Genomic DNA, 21,075 nt, shown 5'->3' with positions numbered 1-21,075 from the left:
CCTCTGGATTTTTCTGATACAAACAGCCTCCTTTTACGCTTCTCCCTCTATCTCTTCGAAAAACGGGGTTACCGGGGTAACTCGGGTTACTTCGTTATTTTTCAACGGCTTACCGGGGTTACCGAAAAACGACCTGGGGTTACCGGGGTTACCGGCACAGCCTCCACCGTCCGACCTACAAAGAAAAAGGCGCCACAAAGGACGCCTCAAGATCAGAAGTTCACCGAATGAACGATCAAGCTCACTCGCTCAACGCTTCACGCACCTTTTCAAGGTCAATGAAGTACATGCGCACCCCGCCTTTTCCCGGAACCTTCTTCACCTTCGCTGCCTTCGACTTTTCACGATCGAACAGCGCTCCGGCTGCATCCAGCGCCTTGATGACGCGCCGATTGTCGAACCCCTTCGTCAACGCGCCGAGTCCGGACGCAGTCAAGAAGTATCGACGCCGCACATTGCCCTCGTCAAACATTTCCAGACCTTCGGCGGTGTCCGTCTCATCCACGGGCATCTCGTCCTTGATAGCCTCCCAATAGCCGTATCGGTCACCGCTCACACGATGCGCAACCGACTTGATAACTTTTTGATCACCTTCCATGACCTCAAGCTCTCGCAGTTCGCCATAACGGATATCTGAGAACTTGGTGTCTTCGAATCGTTCGATACCGTCGAGCACCGATTGAAGAATCTGCGCGTCTTCGGAGTTAGACAGCTTCGACGACGGGCGATAGCTTTTCCACGCTTTGAACGACGCGAGCGCTGCGGCGAGCGCATCACCATCGGTCCAAGGCAAAATGCCGTACCCCGTCGCCATCTCGCCCGCCATCGCGCACATAGCGAACGCCCGCGCCACGCGCCGCTCTTGGCCGTCTTGCGCACCGAACTTATCAACCATAGCGTCGAGCCGTTCGCCCAACTTCACCCCGGTGGCAAGGTCGGCGATCAACCGCTCCACGAACGCGACGCCAGCCCAGCCGAAATTTTCAGCAGCAAGTCGCGACACCTCATCCGAGAAGGCCGCGCCCGACGACCGCCCGTGCAAATCGTCAAATGCACCATACTTCCGCGACGCCGGAATGTCGAGCAAGCGTACCTGTTGACCGGCCTTCGCGCGCAGGTCCCCTTCATCAAGCAACGCGCTCATCGTGCCTTCGCCGTTGGACATCAGGAACACGCGCCAGCTTTTCGACTCGCGCACGTCGCCGTTCTGTTGCGCGCGGCTTCGGCCAGAACCGTTAATGAGCGCGTAGGCGGCTTCGTACACGTCGCGCATATCGCGGGCCTGCCCCATCTCGTCCAGCGCTAGCAGCGTGTCGGTATGTGTGACCGCCGCGCCTTCCAGCCCGTTCGCCGTCGCGTTCCAAGTTCGCATGAAATTCGCACTGCCCCAAGTTGCGACCGCCGCGCGCGCAATAGTGGACTTGCCCGTCGAGCTATCACCGAAGAAGTGGAGGCCTGCACCCGACACGTGAAGGTGCTTCAATAGCGGACCAGCGAACGACGCACTAATGCCGAGCATCAGGAGCGGATTGCCACGCGCAAGCGCGGCCATGCCCCGCCAGCCTTCGAGCGAACCTCCAGAGCCGTAGGGAGCGACGACGGAGCGCGACTGAAAGTAAATGTCCGTACCGCCGATAACGCGCTCGGGCAGCACGAAAGATGCGGAGCCGTCCCAGCCCGTCGTGGACGCGCTGAACAGTTTTTGCGTCGACGAGAAAAGCCGAAAATACTTCACCAGTTCCTTCTCTGCGTCCGGGTTAATCTTTAACCCATGACGTGCCAACTCGCGTTTCGCGTCTGTCGCATCCCCGACCAGCATCGCAGCAGGGACGCACCATTTCTTCCATCCCTTCTCCGTCTTGAACTCGATCAGAATGCCGTATTCAGCATCATTGCGGTTTCGCGTTTCCGCCAAAATCCGCAGCGGCGAGCACAGATAGATGTTGAAGTTTGTGGCGTTGTTATCCTTGTCGTACTTGACGCCGTGGAGGTAAAGCCCAGCGGGGTATTTGCGCTTTTTGATTTCGAACGGCTTTTCGTATACCCGGCAACACGGGCGTTCGTCGGCCGTCGGAAATATGCTGTTCCCGGTTGGCGTCGCGTCGTCCTGAGCACCGAGCTTCGACTGCGCCGATTCACGCGCAGCGTCGCCGTCCGACATATTCAAGTCGCCGCCCGATTCGATCTCCGCGTTCGCCTTCAATATCTCGATCCACTCGTTTACCGTCATGCCGTCCGCCCACAAAGCCGCCTCATTCAATTCACGCACGAGCTCGTTCGAAGCAGCGCGGTCGACCATCATTGCGGCTTTGTGGGCCGCTTGCGAGACGCCTGCAGCCTCCATTGCAGCAGCAAACGTGCGACGACCGGCAGCGTACGCTTCACTATCCCCGTTGCAAGAACCGTGCGAACAGCCGAAGGTGAAATAGCCATTCTTGCTCGCGGCGGGGTCTGCGATAAATGCGTCATCGTTCATGCCGCCGCTCGCGTGCTCTCCCTCGAACGGGCAACAGATACGGTATTTGCGTCCTGCTTCAGTACGAGTCGGCCACGCCCGATCGGCTTTCGTATAGGCATCGGCGATCAGGTCGAACCCAGCCGCCTTGTATGGGTCTTCTTCGCGGCCGGCGACGCGCCGCACGACCTCGGATTTGCGCGGCGTACGCTCGATGGTGAGGCCGTAGGCTGCCGCAATCTCTTCGGGGCTGTAGCGCACATCGTAATCGGCATAGACGAGGCGCACGCGCCACGGGTTGCCGTCCTTGTCCGGATATTTGAGGGAGCCATCTTCAAGCGTCTTGTTGTTGATGCCGAACGGGAGGCGCAGTACGCGGTTGACGTCGGCCAACTTATCGATACCGTAACGCTCGGACAGCGGCTTAATGATCGAACGCAGCACATCGCCGTAATCGTGCGAGTCGAGAATCGGCGCAGCGAGGAAGTAAAGCAACTGGAAGTTGCCGGGCGAAGTTTCGATCACCGCAGTGGGCGGCAGAGTCTGTTCGAAGAAGTCCAAGCCCTTGCCGCACTTCTTCATCGTCTTCGTGCCGATGTCATCAAAGCCAACGACGACGCCCGCTCCGATGTCCTCCACGCGCCGTCTCCAATCCTTATTGCCGGTGTCTTCATACTCGTACGGAGTCACCGCACCGACGCAGTAGTACAGATTCTCGTCTTCGCGGAGCTTCGCAAGCGCCGTATCATTCAGAGGGTAGACACGATATTTCGCACCCGGTCCAAACGCTTCCGGCGATTGAGCGTGAACCATGCGCATGTGATCGGGGACACCAACGTTAAATGCGTCCCGGAACTCTTCGACGCAGGCGCGCTGCTGCGCGAGTGTTAACGTGTTGAAGTCGAACGAGTTCTTGTTTTCGCGATCACTGACGGGCGGTACCATAACAACTAAGCCTCTTATGTGGTTGGGCGGGCTGGTAACCCGTCCGGTTGATAGTCCATTTGAAAGCCGCTCCGGTTCGCCGACAGCGGCTTTTTCTTTTACGCGCTCGCGCCTCGGCGCGGCGGACGACCCTTGCGAACCCCGCTCGATTGCGCAAACGCTGCGACAGGTCGCTCCTTCAGCGCATGGATCATCGACAGGCGCATAAACTCGCTCGGCGACATGCGCAGATCGATCGCGGCCGCGACGACCTCGGCGTAGAACTCCGGTGTAACTGCGCAATGAATTCTGGTGTTGCTCTTCACGTGAACCTCCCGTGTTTCTGTACGGGCTAAGTTTCGCCCTTTATTGTGTGTCCACGTGTTCCACCACTACGCCGCGTCACTCGCCGCGACCGGGTGCAGCCTCTTCCACTCGACCGGCCCCACCCGCAGCCATTCGCGGATGTCCTCCACGCGCCACAAGCGCAAGCGCGTCGACACGCGCAGCGGGTCGGGAAACCGCCCTTCCTCGATCATCCGGTAGATCGTCGTATCGGCCAGCGTGATCAGCTCGCGGAACTGAGCGCGACGAACAAGCCCAGCAGACGGCATGCCATCATTAGTAGTGCTACTCGATTCAATCATTTGTTTCTCCGTCGTGTAGATTCGAACCGAGCGCAAAAAGAAAACGCGCCCGGTCGTGCGCGGCAAATAGCCGACAAAACCGAGCGCGTTTAGCTGCCTCGTAAAGGGTTGCGTCGCGTTACTTCGCGTCGCAGCGTCGCTATTCTCGCGACGGGTAATGAAGTCCCATAATACGCATTCGAAATAAGCGACTCGCCTTATATGACTTCGGGCTATTAAGCCGCGCGCCGCTTCGACCGCAGCCCGACGACCTTCCCGCCAGCCGCCAGCGACTCGATCGTGTCGGCATAGTGCTGCAACGCCTCGCGCCGCTCGTCTGCCAGTTCGTGGCGGTGGTAGATCGCGGCAACGCCCGTCTCGACGTGCGCCAGAAGAAGCTCCACCACATCGCGGCGGAAACCGTGCTCACGCAGGATCGTCGCGCCGGTCGCACGGAGGCCGTGCGGAGTGAAGTTCTTCGGCACGCCTTCGAGGCGCTTGAACAGGTTAATCACCGGCGTAGAGGTCAGAGGCGCATCGATGGTTCGGCCGATCGCACCGAACACGAACTCTTTGCCGCCCGTCAGTTCGTGTTGCGCCTTCAGTATCGCCATCGCTTGGCGCGGCAGGTAGACGCGATGCTCGCGGCGCATCTTCATGCGGCTCGCCGAGATAGTCCACGTGCCCTCGTCCATATCAATCTCCGACCAGCGCGCGGCCAGCGCCTCGCTCTTGCGGCAGAGCGTCAGGGCAATAAACCGCGTGCAAGCGATCGTCGACGGGTCGACACCAGCAACGTTATCCTTCGCCAGCGCACGCCAAAATTCACCCAAGCCCGCCTCGTCCAGGTGCGCGTGATGCGTAGGGGCCGGGAGCTTTACAACGCCCTTCATCGCCTCGGCCGGGTTGCTCTCCACGATCAGCTTCCGGATCGCGTGATCGAAAATCGCCTTGATGAGGCCGCGAACCTTTTCGGACGTGGCCGGCGCGTGCCGCAGTCCTTCGACAATCGCCAGAATGTCGCGCGGCTTAATCGCTTCGAGATGCTTTTTGCCGATGTGCGGATAGGCGTGATTCGCGAGGCGCTGTCCGACCTTCTTCCGGTAGTCCGCGCTGGCGTCGCCCAGCATCTCGTCGATCCAACGCTCGGCGAAGACCTTGAACACATGTTGGTCCGCTTCCGCCGCCAGCCGGACGGCCTCCTTTTCTTCGCGCTTCGAGGTCATCGGGTCGACGCCCTGCGCGATCTGTTGGCGCGCGGCAAAGTGCCGGTCGCGGGCCTCCTTGATGGAAACTTCGGGGTATTGTCCGAACGTGACCTCCCGCCGCTTATCGGCGAAGGTGTAGCCGTAGCACCAAGTCTTCGTTCCAGCCGCCGATACCCGGACAAACAAGCCGCCTCCGTCCGTCAGCTTGTAGGTCTTCTCGCCGCCCTTCGCGGCGTTGAGCTTGATTGCAGTAAGTGCATAATTAACAGCGCGCATAGCAGTTCCCTTGATGATGGTTAGGTTGCGTTATCGACTGTCCCCGACCCGCGATTTCCCCGTAAATTTCCCCGTAAATCCCCGCGACTGGACCCGCTACAACGGCGGTCGACTAGCAGCAACGGCATACGTCATAGCGAACATATGTCGTTGATTTACAAGGTGTTTTCTGGGTAAATCGCAGCAACGCGACGCATAGGCGAACTCTACGCTGCGACGGTGTTCGGTTCTATAATCGACCCCGCTATGTCGCTGAACCGCCGCAAGACCGCCGCAAGAGGCAAGAGACTCGACGATGAAATGGGATGACATCGGCACGCTGAACTGTTCGGTCGCGCGCACGCTCGCCGTGCTCGGCGACCGCTGGACCATGCTGATCCTGCGCAACGCCTTCCTCGGCTGCCGCCGCTTCGATGCATTCCAGGCCCAGCTCGGCCTGACGCGCCACGTGCTGGCCGAACGGCTGGCGCGGCTCGTCGACGAAGGCGTGCTCGTCAAGCGCGCGTATCAGGAACGCCCGCCGCGCTTCGAATACCGGTTGACGGAAAAAGGCCGCGACCTCTACCCGGCGCTGCTCGCGCTGATGGCGTGGGGCGATCGCTGGAAGGACGACGGCCAGGGGCCGCCGGTGCAATTGCGACACCGGACCTGCGGCCAGCTGATGCACGCGGTGACCGTGTGCTCGGCCTGTGGCGAGCCGCTCGACGCGCACGACGTGCAGCCCGAGCCTGGACCAGGATGGGTCGCGCCCGACGAGGCCGACGCGTCTGCCGCCACGGATTGACGATGCATTGCGCGCGGATGTCCGTCAGACGCGCCCATTGCACGCACGCTTCGGCGACAGGCCGCGTGGGGGCCGAGCCCGCCCGACCGAGGGCACGCATTGTTCGCACACGCGTATCCTGCAACGGCGAATGCAATCGCATGCCATCGCCGGCGCTGTCCGCTGTCCGTTGACCACTGTCCGTTGACCGCCCCGCTCGCATACACGAGTTGCACAACGCAACTTCGCGTCACCCTCACCGCCCCAGCCGATCACCGCGCGGCCCCTCGCTTCGCATCCGCACGTGACCGGGCTGCCACGCGTGCGTTACACTCACGGCCCGCTGTCTCGAAATTATTCGCTGTCCAAGATGTTGTCGCGCAATCGCCTCGCTGCCGCCTGTCTCGCCGCTTCCCTGCTCGCCACACCCTTCGCCGCCTTCGGCAAGACGCAAAGCGAATCGCTGCTCCAGCAAGCGATCGATCTCGTGTCGCGATGGTTGCCGGCCCCCACTCACGAAGCACCCGCGACGCAGGTCGTCGAATCGGCGTTCTCGCCCGACGGCGGCGCCGAAGCGCTCGTGCTGAAAGCGATCGGGGCGGCGCGCAGCTCGATCCGGGTCGCCGCCTACTCGTTCACGTCGCCGCCCGTCGCGCGCGCACTGCTTGCCGCCAAGCGCCGCGGCGTCAATGTCGCGGTGGTCGTCGACGACAAGGGCAACCGCGCGAAGAGCAGCAAGCAGGCGCTGAACCTGCTCGTCAACGCGGGCATCCCGACGCGCACGATCGACGCCTATGCGATCCATCACGACAAGTACCTCGTGATCGACGCCGAGCACGTCGAAACGGGTTCGTTCAACTACAGCGCGTCGGCGGCCAGCCGCAATTCCGAGAACGTCGTCGTGGTCTGGAACAATCCGCAACTCGCGTCGCGCTACCTCACGCACTGGCAAAGCCGCTTCGACCAGGGCACGCCGTACCGCTCCAGCTACTGACGCGCGACACGCGCGTTCGCCCGGCGCTCGACCGTTCGCATTTTTGCCGCCGCGTGACAGATGATCGGCGAGCATCGCGCGATGTTCACTTCGGCCAGATGGCCAGCATGCCGGCTCACGAAGCGCCCATCGCGCACGACGCCGCCACGTTCAATGGATTTCGGGCAACCGCCCGGTCGCTGCGCCGGCATGCGCGCCCGACACGCAGCGGTGCGCGTGCTCGTCCGCATCGCTCGCCGAATTCGCCGGCAAGCCGTGCTCGTCCATCGGCAGCACGCTGCGCACGCAATCGGTGCTGAACATCAGCGTGTTCTGAACCAGTGGGTAAAGGAGATACAGCGCAAACGCGAGATAGCCCGCGTACAGAATTCGAACCATGGTGCGATGGGATGCGATGAACGATTGGACTCGTCCTGTTTACGGCATCGCGACGCGCACCTTGAGGTATCGCTTGTGGGACTCCGTGTCGGAACGAAACACGGGCCGATGACACCCGCTTCTCACGGCATCTTCGCCGGCACTCACGCGGCCGGCCGCCGCAGCCGCAAGACGGGCAGCGTGGCGATGCATCGAGGAATGCGCGATACTTGCTCGACGTACGACCCATGACCGGCCCGACGGCCGGGACAAGAGACAAGGCCCATGCAAATCGCACCGAAACCGACCGACGAGGCGGCCCGGCTCGATACGCTTCGTTCGCTCTCGATCCTCGATACACCGCCCGAAGAACGCTTCGACCGCCTGACGCGTCTCGCGCGACGGCTGTTCGACGTACCGATCGCCCTCGTCAGCCTCGTCGACGAGAATCGCCAGTGGTTCAAGAGTCATGCGGGACTCGACGCCACGCAGACGCCGCGCGACGTGTCGTTCTGCGCGCATGCGCTGCTCGCGGGCGATACGATGGTGATCCAGGATGCACTGAACGACGATCGCTTCCACGACAACCCCCTCGTCACCGGCATGCCCGGCATCCGCTTCTACGCGGGCCGGCCGCTCGCCGCACCGAACGGCGCCCCCATCGGCACGCTATGCCTGATCGACACGCGGCCCCGCTCGCTCGAACCCGACGAACTCGCACTCCTCGGCGACCTCGCCCACATGACCGAGCGCGAGATCGCCGCACTGCATTTCGCGACCACCGACGAGCTCACCCAGTTGACGAACCGGCGCGGCTTCGAGATTCTCGCCCGCCATGTGCTGAGCCTGTGCGATCGCGTCGGCCGTCACGCCGTGCTGCTGTTCTTCGACCTGAACGATTTCAAGGCGATCAACGATCGCTTCGGCCATGCCGAAGGCGATCGCGCGCTGAAGGCGTTCGCCGAAACGTTGACGGACGCGCTGCGCGACAGCGACGTCATCGCGCGACTCGGCGGCGACGAGTTCGTCGCGCTGTTGAGCGCCACCGATCCGGCCGACGTCGCCGAGCCCGTCGAACGCGTGACGCAGGCGCTCGCGCAGCGCAATGCCGCCGATGCTCGCGGCTACGCGATCCGTTTCAGCGTCGGACACGTTGCCTACGATCCCGCACGCCATCGCACCGTCGCCGACCTGCTCGCATCGGCCGATCGCCGGATGTACGAACACAAGCAGCGCGGCAAGACGGCCGGCGCATGACCGCGAACGAGCCGGGCCGGCGCGGCGCAATCCGGCTGCCGCGCCGTCGCTCGGCCGCGGTCGTGCCGGGACGTCGGTTCAGCTTCCGCACGGCGGCGCACTAGCCATTGCGTCCGCGATCTGCTCGGGCGTCAGGTCGCGCTGACGCGTCGCCAGCGACCAGCGATGCCCGAACGGATCCTCGACCTGCCCGTAACGATCGCCCCAGAACATGTCGGCGGCGGGAATCGTGATCGTCGCACCGGCCTCGACCGCCTTCGCGATCGCTGCATCGGTGTCCAGCACGTACAGATGCAGACAGACGGGCGTGCCTTTCAGCGCCTTCGGGCCCAGTGCACCGTGCTCGGGCATTTCATCCACCAGCATCAGCGTCGAATCGCCGATCGCAAGGCACGCATGCGCGAGCCGGCCGTCGGGCATCGCGAGGCGAAACTGTTCGGTCGCGCCGAATGCACGCGTGTAGAAGTCGATGGCTGCGGCCGCGCCTGCACAGATCAGATGCGGGGTCAGCGTGCGCATCCCTTCCGGGATCGGCTTGACGGACGTGGACATGGTGTCGCTCCTTCAGTCGGTTGTCGTATCGAAAATCGGGACGGACGCGCGATGCGCACGCCTCCGATGCTACGACGGACGACTCCCACGGAAATCGACACGGCATACGGGATTTTTTTGTTTGGCCGAGCCACCGGCGCACCGGGCGCCCCCCGGGCCTCGTCAGCCGGTTCGCGCAGCCTGCTCGTCCGGCTCGCCGAACCGGCGGCGGCAGGCCTCCAGCAACTCGGCCACCGCGTCGAGCGGAAGATCGACGAACCGGGCGATCGGCAGCATCACGCCACCCGGCACCTTCGTGCGCGACGAATGAACGGAGAACTGATAGCCGATGTAATGATGACCGGCGACGCGGACGATCCGGAATTCCGTGACGTCACGCCACCGCGTGACAGGCTTTTCTCGGGCGGAACCGATCAGCCGGAAGCCCGTCTCGTCGATCTGCAACGCCATCTTGCGCCGCGACGAGACGAACAACGCGGCGCTGGACAGCCCCAGCAGCGCGGCCAGCGCCCCCACCGGCCAGAGCGTCGGGGCGGCCACATAACCGCACAGGCTCGCCGCAGCCAGCCCCGCGCACGCGATCGCCCTGCTTTTCAGGCTTCGGCCGTCGACTGCCAGCGTGATCGGCAACGAGCCGGTGACCGTTCCCGCGACGGGATCGACGTGCCAGCCGGAATCCGTCGTTTCGCGTATGTTCATTGCACGCTGGCCCGTGTCGACGGCCGCCGCGCCAGCGACGCGGGCGACATGCCGGGATTCCGGTCACGTTTGCGCGAATCACGCGCGATTGCGCCGACGTCGGTCAATTGCATACCTTGACCGTGCCGTTGGTCGTGCATTGACCGACGGCCCAGTGGCTCTGCCCCGCCAGATGAGGCGCGAGGCCCATGCCGCGGATCGGCGCGGCCGGCGGCGAAGACGCGGGGACGGTCGCCGACGCAGTCTCGGGCGACGGGTGCACGGGCGACGGCCCGGACGCGGTCTGACAGGCGGCAAGCGCCGAACAAAGCGCGAATGCCAGCGAGGCGATGGCGGATCTGGGCATGGTCATGGGCGCGTTCGCGCGATTCGTTTCGGGGACCGGCTCGCAGTCAGATTTGCGGCAGATCGCGCAACGTGCGCGACTCGCTGGTTGCATCGATGTCGAGCTCGATGCCTTCGGACGCGTCGCGATACAGCACGCGCTTCAGCCTGGGCCCGATTGCAGTGGTGTCCGATGCCGAGAAGATCGCGCGGACATCGCTGCCGGACGCGAGTGCGCGCGCCACGTCCGCCACCGGGGCCTCGCTGGGCGCCGCCGCCCACGAGCGATCGACCGGGTTCACGGCCGCCCAGCGCACGTGCGTCACGCGCGCGCTGCGCGGATCGATTCGGACACCATTCACCGCGAACGTCGACATCGGCATCTCCTTTGAGTTTTTGTGGCCCCGCATGCATGCGAAGGGCTGCGAACGGCCCGGACCTCGCCTGCGCGGCGTGCACGGCCCGCGATCATCTGCGCGGCTCCGGCCAACGCGATTTTCGATGATACATTGGGACGCTTTGCATCCGTCAACAGACAATCGTGTACGGGAGAAACACATGAGCGACGCCTGGGGAACCTTCCCTGCCAGAATGGGCGACCATCAGGCTTTCATCAGCTTCAACCACGACTTTGCGGAAATCGCGGATGGCGATCCGCGCACGTCGCTGCTCAGCGTGCGCGTTCCCTTCGCGCATCCGTCGCCCGACGGTCTGCCGACCGGCGACGAATTCGCCGATCTCGCAAAGATCGAGGACCTGCTCGACGCCGCGATCGCCGCGAAGGACGGCGTGCAAGTCGGCCGAATCACCGTCGACGGCAACCGCGATTTTCTTTTCTACGTGCCGTTCGACGAAGCGGCGGCCGCGGAGATCGTCGACTCGCTGGCCGACCAGACGACCTATGCGCTTCAGTACGCCCATCAGGACGACCCGGACAAGACGACGTACTGGCAGACGCTCTACCCGACCGACGACGACTGGCAGATCATGCGCGACATGCGCACGCTGGAGGCGCTGCGGCAGCAAGGCGACGTCCCCGACGTGAGCCGGCGCGTGATGCACTGGGCGTACTTCCCCGACCCGAGCGACGCACACCAGTTCGCGGACTGGGCCGAAGCGAAAGGCTATCCGGTCGAATCGGTCGCGCCGACCGAAGACGGCAAGTCGGCGGTACGGTTTTCGCACGAAGGGACGATGGCCCTCGCCGATATCACGCGCCATACGATCGCGCTCAATCGCGAGGTGCGCGCACTCGGCGGCAATTACGATGGATGGGAAACCAGCGTCGAACAGGCGGGCTGAGCGGCGCGCGATGCGACGTCACGCATGCGACAAAAAACATCCCGGCAGCGTTGTTGCGCGCTGCCGGGATCAAGGCATCGCCGGCAAAGACCGGCGATGGGCCTGAGGGTTCGCTCAGGCACGAGGAAAGCAATTCGTACGGATCGGGCGAACGGATGTCGGCGTGCGAACGCGTGCCGTCGCGCAGTCCGCCGAACGCCTGTCCGGTTCCGCCGACGCAACTTTCCGGCGTCGGGGGGCAAAAAGCCCCCGCTCCTGCGCGAGCGAGCGGGGAAATGGTTGACCGGGCCGGGGAAGAACGGTCAACCGGTCAAATTGTGATCTCGGGTCGCGCGGCGGTCTGTGCGGCAACTCACCCTTTAGTGACAACGCGACGACAACCGGCATGCTCGCGTGCCGGCGAATACCGTCATGATTCAAGCGCGACGCACTGCTTGCCGCCCTCGTCAACGAAAAGCCGGGAGACAACGTTTGCCTTTTCATCTCGGCGTTTTATTTTTTAATCAAGTCGCTTTTTCAGGCCCAAAGGCGCAGCTTCCAGTAAATCGCAAGTATTGTCAAAGCAGGATTATTCTATTTTTTCGCACGATGCGATTTCCGCCTCGTTTTTTCGTGCGGAATTTCTTGTGCGCAATGATCTGCGTCATGAAAATACGAGTTCGTCGCTACAACGAGCCGTTGGAAAACCAGTCGGCAACCAGATCGATCCAGTCGAGATTGCTGACGATTTCAATAGCAGCGCCGCCGACGATGTCGGCTGTCGACGAATCTGCCGCCACCGCGCCGGTTGCCACCGCGCTCATCTTCGCAATCTCGGTCGATGCGACGGGCCTCGATTCGGCAAGCCGCTCCAGCCAGTCAACGATATTGGCGCGCGCGTCCGCCTCGTCGGCGAAATCGTTTCGCTCGAGAAAACGATCGAATACGATCCACGCGAGTGTCTGCTTCGCACCTCGGATTCAAGTTGCCTGTCGACGACGACGGTACGGCCGGACTCGGCGATTTCGAGCGTCGCCGTGAAACAGTAATCCAGATATTCGATCTCGAGTTTCGACGACATGGCTTCTCCGCTCAATGCGCTCTCTCATTTTTCATGATGCCCGGCGTGCTTCGCGACACCGTGTGAATCTTGCGTGAATTTCGCGCAGGGTTTCATTCTCGCTGGCAGTATCGCGATATTCTCGCAACCTGTCGATATGGACCGTCAACCCATGATCGTTCCCATTCTTTTTGTCGATTGAGCCGTAAGTCGCTCCATTTTCCTATTTTTGGTATCGAACTGCTGTACAGCCGTCCGCGCTGCTAAACTCGAGTCACGAGGGCCGCTTGCGCCACCAGAGGAAATCAATGACGCTCGCTCACGCGCGACGAGGCGACGTAGATGTCTGGATCGTCCAGCTTCCCGGGCACGCGCCCTATGCCTACACGCACCTCAAGCGGGTATTTTCGTCCGACGACTCTCGACATCGGGTCGTGACGGTCGACTTGAAGAAACTGCTGACCTGCGCCGACCGCGACACCACCGACTATGTGCTGCCGTCGGTTCAGTATTGGGCACCCGGCAAGGCCGCGGGCATTCGCGAATTCCTCGATCCGGACCGGGACCGGATTCCGGACATGCCGTTCATCACGTTTCGCGAGATGAGAACGCGAACGCTGCTCGGCATTCCCGGCCTGTCGAAAATCGGCGTCGCGTCGTTCCGTAACGGCCAGCATCGCGCGCGCTATCTCGCCTATGCCGGCGCGACGATCTTGCCTGTCGAAATCCACGAGACCGAAGCCGATTTGCTGGTCCGGTATTGCGGCGAATGATGGCGAAGTCCGTCCGGATTTCACCGGCCGCGATGCCGTAGCGGACCGGCCGCGGCTGCGTGCGCGGCACGCCGACGCCGGCAATGCGTTCAAGCCTGGATCGCGTAAATCCGGTCGACGACTTCCGTCCGGCCGATGCGGCTCGTTTCGACACCGGCCAATTGCCAGCCGTTGTGTTCGTAGAACCCGATCGCACGCACGTTGCCCTCCAGCACCTGCAGATGGACCTTGTCCACGCCGATCGACCGCGCCCATGCGCGAACCGCTTCGATCATGCGCTTGCCCGTGCCGCCGCCATGATGCGACGGATGAACGTGCAGGCAGTCAAGCAACACACCCAGCGCCGGATCGACGGGGCGCTCGGCACTGACGAAGCCGACCGGCTCGCCATTCGATTCGGCGATCAGCACGAAGCCCCAGTCGCGCGCGTTGCGATCGAAATACTTGCGCCAACGAATCGCATGCTCGGTCGGCGCCTCGTCGGACAGATAGGTGGCCGGAAGGATGTGGCTATAAGCGGTTTGCCAGCTCAGCGTGTGCAGGCGAGCAATGTGGTTCGCGTCGTGCGCCGTCGCGGCGCGCAGTGTGGTCCGGGTGTCCGGCATCGGTAGCAACTCCTCGTGCTCGTTCTCTCGATCGGCATGTGTCGTCGCAAAATATACCGTGCTTTGCGGGAGGCATTTCGCAGGGGCTCGTCGTCGGAAGGTCGGCACGCGGCAAAAAAAATCCCGACGCCTTCTCCGGTCGTCGGGATCGAACGGCCCTGCAAAGCATGAGGGCACGAGGAAGGTCATACATTACACGCGTGTAAGACTGTTGCGCTTTGTCGGTTTGCGCCAAGCCCCTGTTCGATTCCGCCAATCGGCGGGTTACGAACGCCGTAAACGAAAAAAGCCTGCTCGCGTTTTGCGCGAGCAGGCAAGAAAACGGATCAGCATTCGAGGCACGAGGGCTGTCCAGGCAAGATAACGGCACGGCGCGCGGGAACCTTAGGCGGAAAGGAAGCGTCGCGGGCAAACTGATACGAACGTTGTCGTCGCAACGACACGGAAACGCGATATGAAGTACGTTCGCGGTCTCGTCGCCATGTCCGTCTCCACATCGGAGATGCCGGACAAGCGGTGCGATCGGTCGATACCACGCACGATTGCACGCCCGATTTCGATTCCTGCCCGCCTCGCTTCGCCCGACGGTCTGATATTCGGCATCGAAGTCATATCGCGTGGCGGCTCGATTCCATCTTTGCGAACCCGCACGCTCGCCATCCAAGTGCTGCCGGACGGCTGTACGAACGCGACGATGATTTCGCAACCGTCGAATTCATCGCTACGGCGTTCGATTGTCTTGCGTATAGGGTGTCCGCTTTCATGCGCTTGATGCTGCTGTCGCGCAGTGCGTTTTAGCGCTATCGGTCTTTTGAAGCGCGAGGCCGAGATGGTATCGCGGTTGATTCATTGAATACGGTGCGCCACTTCGTTAAAGACGCCGTGACCAAAACACACCGTGGCTGTATCCGAACGCCAGAAAGCAAAAAGCCCGGTTCAATGAACCGGGCTTTTTGCTTGAATTCGTTGGGGTGGCTGATGGGACTCGAACCCACGACGACAGGAATCACAATCCTGGACTCTACCAACTGAGCTACAGCCACCACTGATACTGCTTGCTTCGTTTCGCTGTTTTGTTTCAGCAGCGAAGAACAAGATTATACGAACACTTTTGAATCTTGCAAAGCCTTTTTTTCAAAAATTTCTTCGGCTTCGTTCAGATGCGCACGTGCCTCGTCGAACACGGCCAGATCGCCGCGCGCGAGCTTCTTGTTGTCCGACAGCACACGACGCCAGCCACGCGCGCCCGGCATGCCACGATACAGTCCGAGTGCGTGCCGCACGATCGCGCCGAGGTAGGTGCCGCGCTTCAGCTCGGCCGCGCAATACGCGATCAGTTGCGCCTCGGCCTCTTCGCGCGTCGGCACCGCTGCGCTCGATCCGTAAAAGCGCGCATCGACCTCCGCCAGCACGTACGGGTTGTGATAGGCCTCGCGGCCGAGCATCACGCCATCGACGTGCTCGAGATGCTGCTCGACTTCATCGAGCGTCGTGATGCCGCCGTTGATCACGATCTCCAGCGACGGAAAATCGCGCTTCAACCGATACGCATAGTCGTACTTGAGCGGCGGGATCTCGCGATTCTCCTTCGGCGACAACCCCTTCAGGATCGCGTTGCGGGCATGCACGACGAACGTCTCGCAACCGGCCTCGGCCACCGTGCCGACGAAGTCGCGCACGAACGCGTAGTCCTCGACCGCATCGACACCGATCCGGTGCTTGACCGTCACCGGCACCGACACCGCATCGCACATCGCCTTCACGCAGTCGGCAACGAGTTGCGGCTCGTTCATCAGGCATGCGCCGAACGCGCCGCGCTGCACGCGCTCGGACGGACACCCGCAATTCAGGTTGATTTCGTCGTAGCCCCATTGCTCGCCGAGCTTCGCCGCACGCGCGAGATCGTCCCGCTCGCTGCCGCCCAGTTGCAGCGCGATCGGCGATTCGCTCGGCGTGAACGCAAGATGCCGCTGGGCGTCGCCGAACAACAGCGCGCCCGTCGTGATCATCTCCGTATACAGCCACGTGTTGCGCGTCAGCGTGCGGTGAAACGACCGGCAATGACGGTCGGTCCAGTCGAGCATCGGCGCGACGGATACACGGCGGGGAGGAAGCGAGGACGGAACGGACATGGAATCGGGTACAGGCCAGACGGCGCGGAAACAACCGGATATTTTACCGCAATCCTGGCCGCCCCCGCCCGACGCGTGCGCTAGCCGTCGCCCAGCTCCGCATCGACCGCCCGGCGTGCCTCGTCGAGCACGCGCTCGATCACGCGCCGCTCGGTCAGCAGCATCCCGTCGACCTTGATCGGCCGCCAGTCGATCCGCACGGCCTCGCCCTGCAGCACGCGATAGTGCGCATGCTCGCCGTCCCAGACCTGCTCGGTCTTCACCTCGATCTCGAAACCGCGGTACGGCTCGCTGAAATCGCCGAGGTCGCTGCCTCTCGGTTCCATCGCACGCTCCGTGACGACGCCGCGCCAGACCGCCCGAGCGGCCGGCGCCGCGCGCTCAATCGTATTCGTCGGACAAGAAAGACCGGCCATCGGCCGTCAGATCGACCCGGTCGGCCGCCGCCAGATAGATCAGCCCGTCATTCAGCAACGCATGGACGACATCGTCGAACACGGGGGGAACCGGCCGGCTGTCGCCGAACTGGTCGATCCATTTCAGCGCCTCGATGGCTTCGGGGGAAAGGATGGGGGTCATACGTTCGCCTCCGGCATCGGTGTCGTTCCATCCTAGCACTTCGTCCGGGAGTCGAATACCGAGGCAAACGCGCTGCGCGGATGCACATGCGGCGCCACCAGGCACGTCGCCAGCCCGGCGGCGCCGCACCGATGCGCGACACACGTGCTCAGAGGCGCGCAATCGATACTTCCGTCGACTTCACGAGCGCGACGACTTCGGCGCCGACCTTCAGTTCGAGTTCGTCCACCGAACGGGTGGTGATCACCGACGTGACGATGCCGAACGGCGTCTCGACGTCGACTTCGGAAACCACCGACCCGCGGATGATCTCCTTGACCTTGCCCTTGAACTGGTTCCGTACGTTGATTGCAGTGATGCTCATCGGGATGATCGCTCCGAAGAAAAAAGTCTCAGAACGGGCGGCCGGAGCCGCCCGGAATTAAACGGCCCAGCGGATCTGCCCGACCGGTCGAACCTCGTCTGCTGCTTGTTCCGCGTGTTGATCGGCCGTGCCGGGGCCGCCGGCGAGCACGCGTTTCAGCACGCGATCCTCCAGCACCGCGAATGCGGCCGACGCACGGGCACGCGGCCGCTCGAGCGGCACCGACTGGTCGAGCGCCACGCGCCCCTGCTCGATCAGCAGGATGCGGTCGCCGAGCGCAACGGCCTCCTGCACGTCGTGGGTGACGAGCAGCGCGGTGAACCGATGCTCGCGCCACAGGCGCTCGATCAGCGCATGCATTTCGATGCGGGTAAGCGCATCGAGTGCGCCGAGCGGCTCGTCGAGCAGCAGCAGTTGCGGCCGGTGCACGAGCGCGCGGGCCAGTGCGACGCGCTGCCGCTGCCCGCCCGACAATTGCGCGGGCCAGTCGTTCGCGCGTTCCAGCAGCCCGACTTCGTCGAGCACCGCGCGGGCCTGGTCGCGCGCGCCGCGGCCGAGGCCCAGCATCACGTTCTGCAGCACGGTCTTCCACGGCAGCAGGCGCGCATCCTGATACATGATCCGCGTATCGAGCACGCCGCCGCCCTCGCCGCGCGTCACGAGCGCGCCGCTGCTCGGCTGCTCGAGCCCGGCGACGAGACGCAGCAGCGTCGATTTCCCGCAGCCGCTGCGGCCGACGATCGCGACGAAGCTGCCGCGCGCGATGCCGAGCTCGACGTTGTCGAGCACCGTGCGGGTGCCGAAGCGCTTGCTGACGCCCGATAGCGTGACCGCATCGTCGGAAGCCGGGGCGCCCGCGCGCCGCCGCGCGAGCGGCACGACCGACGCGCCGCCGTCGCGTTCGAGGATCGCCGCATCGCGTGCATCGCCGTCCGCGATGCGGGCCTGCGCCAGCTCGGCCTCGAGGTCTGCGCCGGCGAGCGGGCCGTAGGCGGCCGCCGAAGTCGTCGCATTCATGCCTTTGCTCCTGATTGATAAGCGGGGTGCCAGCGCAGCGTCACGCGTTCGAGCCATTTCGCCAGCACGTCGGCCAGCTTGCCGAGCACCGCGTACAGCAGGATGCCGACCACCACCACGTCGGTTTGCAGGAATTCGCGTGCGTTCATCGTCATGTAGCCGATGCCCGACTGCGCGGAGATCGTCTCCGCGACGATCAGCATCACCCACATCAGCCCGAGCGCGAAACGCACGCCGACGAGGATCGACGGCAACGCGCCGGGCAGGATCACGTCGCGGTACAGCGCGAAACCGCGCACGCCGTAGCTCTTCGCCATCTCGATCAGGTTCGCGTCGACCGAGCGGATCCCGTGATAGGTATTGATGTAGACGGGGAAGAACACGCCGAGCGCGACGAGAAACAGCTTCGCCTTCTCGTCGATGCCGAACCACAGGATCACGAGCGGGATCATCGCGAGCGCCGGGATGTTGCGGATCATCTGGATCGTCGAGTCGAGCGCGACCTCGGCGGCTTTCGACAGCCCGGTCGCCAGCCCCAGCGCGAGGCCGACGCCGCCGCCGATCGCGAAGCCGAACAGCGCACGCCACGTGCTCACTTTCACGTTCGCCCACATTTCGCCCGACGTCACGAGCGACCATGCCGCGCGCACGACCGCCACCGGCTCGGGCAGCACGCGGGTCGACAGCCAGCCGGTGCGCGCACCGACTTCCCACGCCACCAGCAACGCGAGCGGCACGAGCCACGGCGCGACGCCGCGCCATGCGCGGGCGGCCACGGCGCCCCTCGTCGTCGACGTTTTCGTTGTCATCGCAAGCCTCCGTCGCTCAGCTCTGGCTCGTCTTCGGCAGATAGTTGTTGCCGACGATCTCGCCGAACGGCCCCGACAGCGGGCCGGCCGCCTTCTCGACGCCCTTGCCCTTGATCAGCGGGAACACGAGCTCCGCGAAGCGATACGACTCCTCGAGGTGCGGATAGCCGGACAGGATGAACGTCTCGATGCCGAGATCCGCGTATTCGCGCATGCGTTCCGCGACCTGCTCGGGATTGCCGACGAGCGCCGTGCCGGCGCCGCCGCGCACGAGCCCCACGCCGGCCCACAGGTTCGGATAGACCTCGAGCGTCTCGCGGCCGCCGCGCTTGCCGCCGTGCAGCGCGGCCATCCGGCGCTGGCCTTCCGAATCCATGTTCGCGAACGCCTTCTGCGCACGCGCGATCGTGTCGTCGTCGAGCCGGCTGATCAGCCGCTCGGCGTCACGCCACGCTTCGTCCTCGGTCTCGCGCACGATCACGTGCAGGCGGATGCCGAACTTGATCTTGCGGCCGCGCGCGTCGGCACGGGCGCGGATGTCGGCGATCTTCTTCGCGACGGCCTCGGGCGGCTCGCCCCAGGTCAGGTAGGTATCGATATGATCGGCGGCGATCGCATGAGCGGCCGGCGACGAGCCGCCGAACCACAGCGGCGGATGCGGGTGCTGCACGGGCGGATACAGCGCCTTGCCGCCTTTCGACTGCAGGTGCTTGCCGATGTAGTCGAATCCGCCGTTGTCGTGCGACGCGGTCAGCAGCCCGCGCCAGATGTTCAGGAAATCGTCGGTGATCTCGTAGCGCGTGTCGTGATCGGCGAAGAGACCGTCGCCTTCGAGCTCGGCCGCATCGCCGCCCGTGACGACGTTGATCAGCAGGCGGCCGCCCGACAGGCGGTCGAACGTCGCGGCCATCCGCGCGGCCAACCCCGGCGAAGCGATGCCCGGGCGCACGGCGACCAGGAACTTCAGGCGCTGCGTTGCCGGAATGAGGCTCGACGCGACGACCCACGCATCCTCGCAGGAACGACCGGTCGGCAGCAGCACGCCGTCGTAGCCGAGCGTGTCCGCCGCCACGGCGACCTGCTTGAAGTAATCGTAGTCCGCGGCACGTGCGCCTTCGGCCGTGCCGAGATAGCGGCTGTCGCCGTGCGTGGGGATAAACCAGAACACATTCATCTGCTGCTCCTGCTTGACTGTCACTGCCGAAATTTGAAAAAACGTCGTCCTGCTCGCGTCGTGGATGAGCGACGCATGCATGGTGCGCATTCGAATCGGGATGGCTCGCCGGTCAGGCCGTGCAGCGGACGAGGACGCGATCGCACGGCTGTTTCCGGGAAATCAGTCTAGGGATCGGTACAGGGCTTTGGAACGATTTTTTTGAGCTTAGGTTTTCCGCTTTCGTGATTAGCACGACGCTGGAGCGAATATCGCCGCGGCGGGGCCCTATAATGACGCACCTATCCGAATAACTCCGCGCGTCCGGCCCCCGCCGTGCGCGCCCGCGGTGCGCTCATCGATGCAGAAAGTCATCCTGCCCTTCCTGTCCGGCTTCCTGGCCGCTCTGTTCTTCCGCGAGGCCACCCTCGCCCTCCTTCACACGGCCGACCTGATCGCCGCGACCGGCTTCTCGACACAACCGTTCGCGCCGCTCGGCATTCCTGAATTTGTCGCGAATGCACTGATCAGCGCGTGCTGTGCGATTCCGATGGCGTGGTTGTTGCGCGTCTCGCCGGAACGCGAAGCATCGTGGGTCGGCGCGCTCGTGTTCGGCGGTATCGTGCTGACGGCCGCCCGCGTGTTCGCGATCGATCCCCTGCGCGGCATCTGGCCGTCGGGCAACATGATGCCCGTGCTCGCGGCCGGCTTCGCTGCGAACGCGGTGTGGGGCTTCGGCGCGCTCGTGTTCATGCGCGCGTTCATGTCGGACGACGCGGGCGACGAATAACGCCGGCGCGAACGACACGCCCGTCTGGCCCGGACCGGCCGACGTCCATGAAAAAGGCCGCGCGCACATGCACGCGG

24 protein-coding genes and 1 tRNA gene are annotated in these 21,075 nt (G+C 63.7%); 6 read left to right on the top strand and 19 right to left on the bottom strand.

Going from position 1 to position 21,075, the window contains the following annotated elements; all coding sequences use genetic code 11:
- Nucleotides 1-241: 241 nt before the first annotated feature.
- The 4 genes from WT53_RS15605 to WT53_RS15595 form a co-directional block, all read right to left on the bottom strand.
- A complete protein-coding gene (locus WT53_RS15605) occupies nt 242-3,400 on the bottom strand; it encodes a DUF927 domain-containing protein (RefSeq protein ID WP_060260484.1) in 3,159 nt (1,052 codons plus the stop codon).
- A gap of 98 nt (nt 3,401-3,498) precedes the next feature.
- Nucleotides 3,499-3,705, bottom strand: a complete 207-nt coding sequence (locus tag WT53_RS33520) for a hypothetical protein (protein WP_156447883.1) — start codon at nt 3,703-3,705, stop codon at nt 3,499-3,501.
- Nucleotides 3,706-3,771: 66 nt separating this feature from the next.
- A complete protein-coding gene (locus WT53_RS15600; RefSeq protein ID WP_082727499.1) occupies nt 3,772-4,026 on the bottom strand; it encodes an AlpA family transcriptional regulator in 255 nt (84 codons plus the stop codon).
- 215 nt (nt 4,027-4,241) lie between these two features.
- Nucleotides 4,242-5,489 (bottom strand): integrase arm-type DNA-binding domain-containing protein, encoded by a 1,248-nt coding sequence (locus tag WT53_RS15595; RefSeq protein ID WP_060260478.1) that lies wholly within the window; start codon nt 5,487-5,489, stop codon nt 4,242-4,244.
- A 295-nt stretch (nt 5,490-5,784) separates the two neighbouring features.
- Between WT53_RS15595 and WT53_RS15590 the strand changes: the two genes are divergently transcribed.
- Nucleotides 5,785-6,273 (top strand): helix-turn-helix domain-containing protein, encoded by a 489-nt coding sequence (locus WT53_RS15590; RefSeq protein WP_034207235.1) that lies wholly within the window; start codon nt 5,785-5,787, stop codon nt 6,271-6,273.
- 349 nt (nt 6,274-6,622) lie between these two features.
- Nucleotides 6,623-7,246 carry a phospholipase D family protein gene (locus tag WT53_RS15585; protein ID WP_027784365.1) on the top strand — a complete coding sequence of 208 codons (624 nt, stop codon included), beginning with the start codon at nt 6,623-6,625 and terminating at the stop codon, nt 7,244-7,246.
- 150 nt (nt 7,247-7,396) lie between these two features.
- Here the strand turns inward: WT53_RS15585 and WT53_RS15580 are convergent, their stop codons facing one another.
- On the bottom strand, nt 7,397-7,624 hold the full coding sequence (locus tag WT53_RS15580) for a hypothetical protein (protein WP_034207234.1): 228 nt from the start codon (nt 7,622-7,624) through the stop codon (nt 7,397-7,399).
- Nucleotides 7,625-7,888: 264 nt separating this feature from the next.
- Here WT53_RS15580 and WT53_RS15575 point away from each other — a divergent pair, with 264 nt between their 5' ends.
- Nucleotides 7,889-8,860, top strand: a complete 972-nt coding sequence (locus WT53_RS15575; RefSeq protein ID WP_034207233.1) for a diguanylate cyclase — start codon at nt 7,889-7,891, stop codon at nt 8,858-8,860.
- 78 nt (nt 8,861-8,938) lie between these two features.
- Here WT53_RS15575 and WT53_RS15570 read toward each other — a convergent pair whose 3' ends face one another.
- The 4 genes from WT53_RS15570 to WT53_RS15560 all read right to left on the bottom strand — a co-directional run bounded on the left by WT53_RS15570 (nt 8,939) and on the right by WT53_RS15560 (nt 10,812).
- On the bottom strand, nt 8,939-9,412 hold the full coding sequence (locus tag WT53_RS15570) for a VOC family protein (protein WP_060260475.1): 474 nt from the start codon (nt 9,410-9,412) through the stop codon (nt 8,939-8,941).
- Nucleotides 9,413-9,574: 162 nt separating this feature from the next.
- Nucleotides 9,575-10,111 carry a hypothetical protein gene (locus WT53_RS15565; RefSeq protein ID WP_034207231.1) on the bottom strand — a complete coding sequence of 179 codons (537 nt, stop codon included), beginning with the start codon at nt 10,109-10,111 and terminating at the stop codon, nt 9,575-9,577.
- A gap of 103 nt (nt 10,112-10,214) precedes the next feature.
- On the bottom strand, nt 10,215-10,463 hold the full coding sequence (locus tag WT53_RS34320; RefSeq protein WP_080747771.1) for a hypothetical protein: 249 nt from the start codon (nt 10,461-10,463) through the stop codon (nt 10,215-10,217).
- 40 nt (nt 10,464-10,503) lie between these two features.
- A complete protein-coding gene (locus WT53_RS15560; RefSeq protein ID WP_034207896.1) occupies nt 10,504-10,812 on the bottom strand; it encodes a hypothetical protein in 309 nt (102 codons plus the stop codon).
- A gap of 181 nt (nt 10,813-10,993) precedes the next feature.
- Between WT53_RS15560 and WT53_RS15555 the strand changes: the two genes are divergently transcribed.
- On the top strand, nt 10,994-11,737 hold the full coding sequence (locus WT53_RS15555; protein WP_034207230.1) for a DUF695 domain-containing protein: 744 nt from the start codon (nt 10,994-10,996) through the stop codon (nt 11,735-11,737).
- A 665-nt stretch (nt 11,738-12,402) separates the two neighbouring features.
- Here the strand turns inward: WT53_RS15555 and WT53_RS34130 are convergent.
- The gene (locus WT53_RS34130; protein WP_230624918.1) at nt 12,403-12,540 is read right to left on the bottom strand and encodes a hypothetical protein; all 138 of its coding nucleotides are present in this window, start codon (nt 12,538-12,540) and stop codon (nt 12,403-12,405) included.
- Between the two features lie 544 nt (nt 12,541-13,084).
- Between WT53_RS34130 and WT53_RS15545 the strand changes: the two genes are divergently transcribed.
- Nucleotides 13,085-13,549 (top strand): hypothetical protein, encoded by a 465-nt coding sequence (locus WT53_RS15545; RefSeq protein WP_034207229.1) that lies wholly within the window; start codon nt 13,085-13,087, stop codon nt 13,547-13,549.
- 89 nt (nt 13,550-13,638) lie between these two features.
- Here the strand turns inward: WT53_RS15545 and WT53_RS15540 are convergent, their stop codons facing one another.
- The 9 genes from WT53_RS15540 to ssuD form a co-directional block, all read right to left on the bottom strand.
- Complete coding sequence (locus WT53_RS15540; RefSeq protein ID WP_034207228.1) at nt 13,639-14,154, bottom strand: GNAT family N-acetyltransferase; 516 nt, start codon at nt 14,152-14,154, stop codon at nt 13,639-13,641.
- A 967-nt stretch (nt 14,155-15,121) separates the two neighbouring features.
- Nucleotides 15,122-15,197, bottom strand: a tRNA-His gene (locus tag WT53_RS15535).
- Between the two features lie 54 nt (nt 15,198-15,251).
- Nucleotides 15,252-16,238: a tRNA dihydrouridine(20/20a) synthase DusA gene (gene dusA, locus WT53_RS15530; protein WP_034207178.1), complete on the bottom strand. Its 987-nt coding sequence runs from the start codon at nt 16,236-16,238 to the stop codon at nt 15,252-15,254.
- Between the two features lie 128 nt (nt 16,239-16,366).
- Nucleotides 16,367-16,612, bottom strand: coding sequence for a hypothetical protein (locus WT53_RS15525; RefSeq protein ID WP_060260472.1), 246 nt, complete (start codon nt 16,610-16,612; stop codon nt 16,367-16,369).
- Nucleotides 16,613-16,667: 55 nt separating this feature from the next.
- Nucleotides 16,668-16,865, bottom strand: a complete 198-nt coding sequence (locus tag WT53_RS15520) for a hypothetical protein (RefSeq protein WP_034207176.1) — start codon at nt 16,863-16,865, stop codon at nt 16,668-16,670.
- A gap of 148 nt (nt 16,866-17,013) precedes the next feature.
- Nucleotides 17,014-17,229, bottom strand: coding sequence for a molybdopterin-binding protein (locus tag WT53_RS15515; RefSeq protein ID WP_006476104.1), 216 nt, complete (start codon nt 17,227-17,229; stop codon nt 17,014-17,016).
- Nucleotides 17,230-17,286: 57 nt separating this feature from the next.
- Nucleotides 17,287-18,246 (bottom strand): ATP-binding cassette domain-containing protein, encoded by a 960-nt coding sequence (locus tag WT53_RS15510; RefSeq protein ID WP_060260469.1) that lies wholly within the window; start codon nt 18,244-18,246, stop codon nt 17,287-17,289.
- Nucleotides 18,243-19,055 (bottom strand): aliphatic sulfonate ABC transporter permease SsuC, encoded by an 813-nt coding sequence (gene ssuC / locus WT53_RS15505; RefSeq protein ID WP_034207174.1) that lies wholly within the window; start codon nt 19,053-19,055, stop codon nt 18,243-18,245. Before ssuC ends, WT53_RS15510 begins: the two co-directional genes overlap by 4 nt.
- A 16-nt stretch (nt 19,056-19,071) precedes the next feature.
- Nucleotides 19,072-20,229, bottom strand: a complete 1,158-nt coding sequence (ssuD, locus tag WT53_RS15500; RefSeq protein WP_034207887.1) for an FMNH2-dependent alkanesulfonate monooxygenase — start codon at nt 20,227-20,229, stop codon at nt 19,072-19,074.
- A 340-nt stretch (nt 20,230-20,569) separates the two neighbouring features.
- Here ssuD and WT53_RS15495 point away from each other — a divergent pair, with 340 nt between their 5' ends.
- Complete coding sequence (locus WT53_RS15495) at nt 20,570-20,998, top strand: hypothetical protein (RefSeq protein ID WP_034207173.1); 429 nt, start codon at nt 20,570-20,572, stop codon at nt 20,996-20,998.
- The last annotated feature ends 77 nt before the right edge of the window (nt 20,999-21,075 follow it).

It is taken from the genome of Burkholderia sp. MSMB2157WGS (genome assembly GCF_001532755.1).
In the GTDB taxonomy this organism is placed as follows: Bacteria; Pseudomonadota; Gammaproteobacteria; order Burkholderiales; family Burkholderiaceae; genus Burkholderia.
The sequence above is the reverse complement of the archived record's forward strand: the minus strand, read 5'-3'. Positions and strand labels throughout refer to the sequence as shown.

What these genes read in the sequence shown, in the direction of transcription:
- WT53_RS15555 (WP_034207230.1), top strand. Translation starts at nt 10,994, where the DNA reads ATGAGCGACGCCTGGGGAACCTTCCCTGCCAGAATGGGCGACCATCAG.
- ssuD (WP_034207887.1), bottom strand. Translation starts at nt 20,229, where the DNA reads ATGAATGTGTTCTGGTTTATCCCCACGCACGGCGACAGCCGCTATCTC.
- WT53_RS15560 (WP_034207896.1), bottom strand. Translation starts at nt 10,812, where the DNA reads ATGTCGACGTTCGCGGTGAATGGTGTCCGAATCGATCCGCGCAGCGCG.
- ssuC (WP_034207174.1), bottom strand. Translation starts at nt 19,055, where the DNA reads ATGACAACGAAAACGTCGACGACGAGGGGCGCCGTGGCCGCCCGCGCA.
- WT53_RS15515 (WP_006476104.1), bottom strand. Translation starts at nt 17,229, where the DNA reads ATGAGCATCACTGCAATCAACGTACGGAACCAGTTCAAGGGCAAGGTC.
- WT53_RS15520 (WP_034207176.1), bottom strand. Translation starts at nt 16,865, where the DNA reads ATGACCCCCATCCTTTCCCCCGAAGCCATCGAGGCGCTGAAATGGATC.
- WT53_RS34320 (WP_080747771.1), bottom strand. Translation starts at nt 10,463, where the DNA reads ATGACCATGCCCAGATCCGCCATCGCCTCGCTGGCATTCGCGCTTTGT.
- WT53_RS15605 (WP_060260484.1), bottom strand. Translation starts at nt 3,400, where the DNA reads ATGGTACCGCCCGTCAGTGATCGCGAAAACAAGAACTCGTTCGACTTC.
- WT53_RS15540 (WP_034207228.1), bottom strand. Translation starts at nt 14,154, where the DNA reads ATGCCGGACACCCGGACCACACTGCGCGCCGCGACGGCGCACGACGCG.
- WT53_RS34130 (WP_230624918.1), bottom strand. Translation starts at nt 12,540, where the DNA reads ATGAGCGCGGTGGCAACCGGCGCGGTGGCGGCAGATTCGTCGACAGCC.
- WT53_RS15590 (WP_034207235.1), top strand. Translation starts at nt 5,785, where the DNA reads ATGAAATGGGATGACATCGGCACGCTGAACTGTTCGGTCGCGCGCACG.
- WT53_RS15565 (WP_034207231.1), bottom strand. Translation starts at nt 10,111, where the DNA reads ATGAACATACGCGAAACGACGGATTCCGGCTGGCACGTCGATCCCGTC.
- WT53_RS15525 (WP_060260472.1), bottom strand. Translation starts at nt 16,612, where the DNA reads ATGGAACCGAGAGGCAGCGACCTCGGCGATTTCAGCGAGCCGTACCGC.
- WT53_RS15580 (WP_034207234.1), bottom strand. Translation starts at nt 7,624, where the DNA reads ATGGTTCGAATTCTGTACGCGGGCTATCTCGCGTTTGCGCTGTATCTC.
- WT53_RS15570 (WP_060260475.1), bottom strand. Translation starts at nt 9,412, where the DNA reads ATGTCCACGTCCGTCAAGCCGATCCCGGAAGGGATGCGCACGCTGACC.
- dusA (WP_034207178.1), bottom strand. Translation starts at nt 16,238, where the DNA reads ATGCTCGACTGGACCGACCGTCATTGCCGGTCGTTTCACCGCACGCTG.
- WT53_RS15595 (WP_060260478.1), bottom strand. Translation starts at nt 5,489, where the DNA reads ATGCGCGCTGTTAATTATGCACTTACTGCAATCAAGCTCAACGCCGCG.
- WT53_RS15575 (WP_034207233.1), top strand. Translation starts at nt 7,889, where the DNA reads ATGCAAATCGCACCGAAACCGACCGACGAGGCGGCCCGGCTCGATACG.
- WT53_RS15545 (WP_034207229.1), top strand. Translation starts at nt 13,085, where the DNA reads ATGACGCTCGCTCACGCGCGACGAGGCGACGTAGATGTCTGGATCGTC.
- WT53_RS15585 (WP_027784365.1), top strand. Translation starts at nt 6,623, where the DNA reads ATGTTGTCGCGCAATCGCCTCGCTGCCGCCTGTCTCGCCGCTTCCCTG.
- WT53_RS15600 (WP_082727499.1), bottom strand. Translation starts at nt 4,026, where the DNA reads ATGATTGAATCGAGTAGCACTACTAATGATGGCATGCCGTCTGCTGGG.
- WT53_RS15495 (WP_034207173.1), top strand. Translation starts at nt 20,570, where the DNA reads ATGCAGAAAGTCATCCTGCCCTTCCTGTCCGGCTTCCTGGCCGCTCTG.
- WT53_RS15510 (WP_060260469.1), bottom strand. Translation starts at nt 18,246, where the DNA reads ATGAATGCGACGACTTCGGCGGCCGCCTACGGCCCGCTCGCCGGCGCA.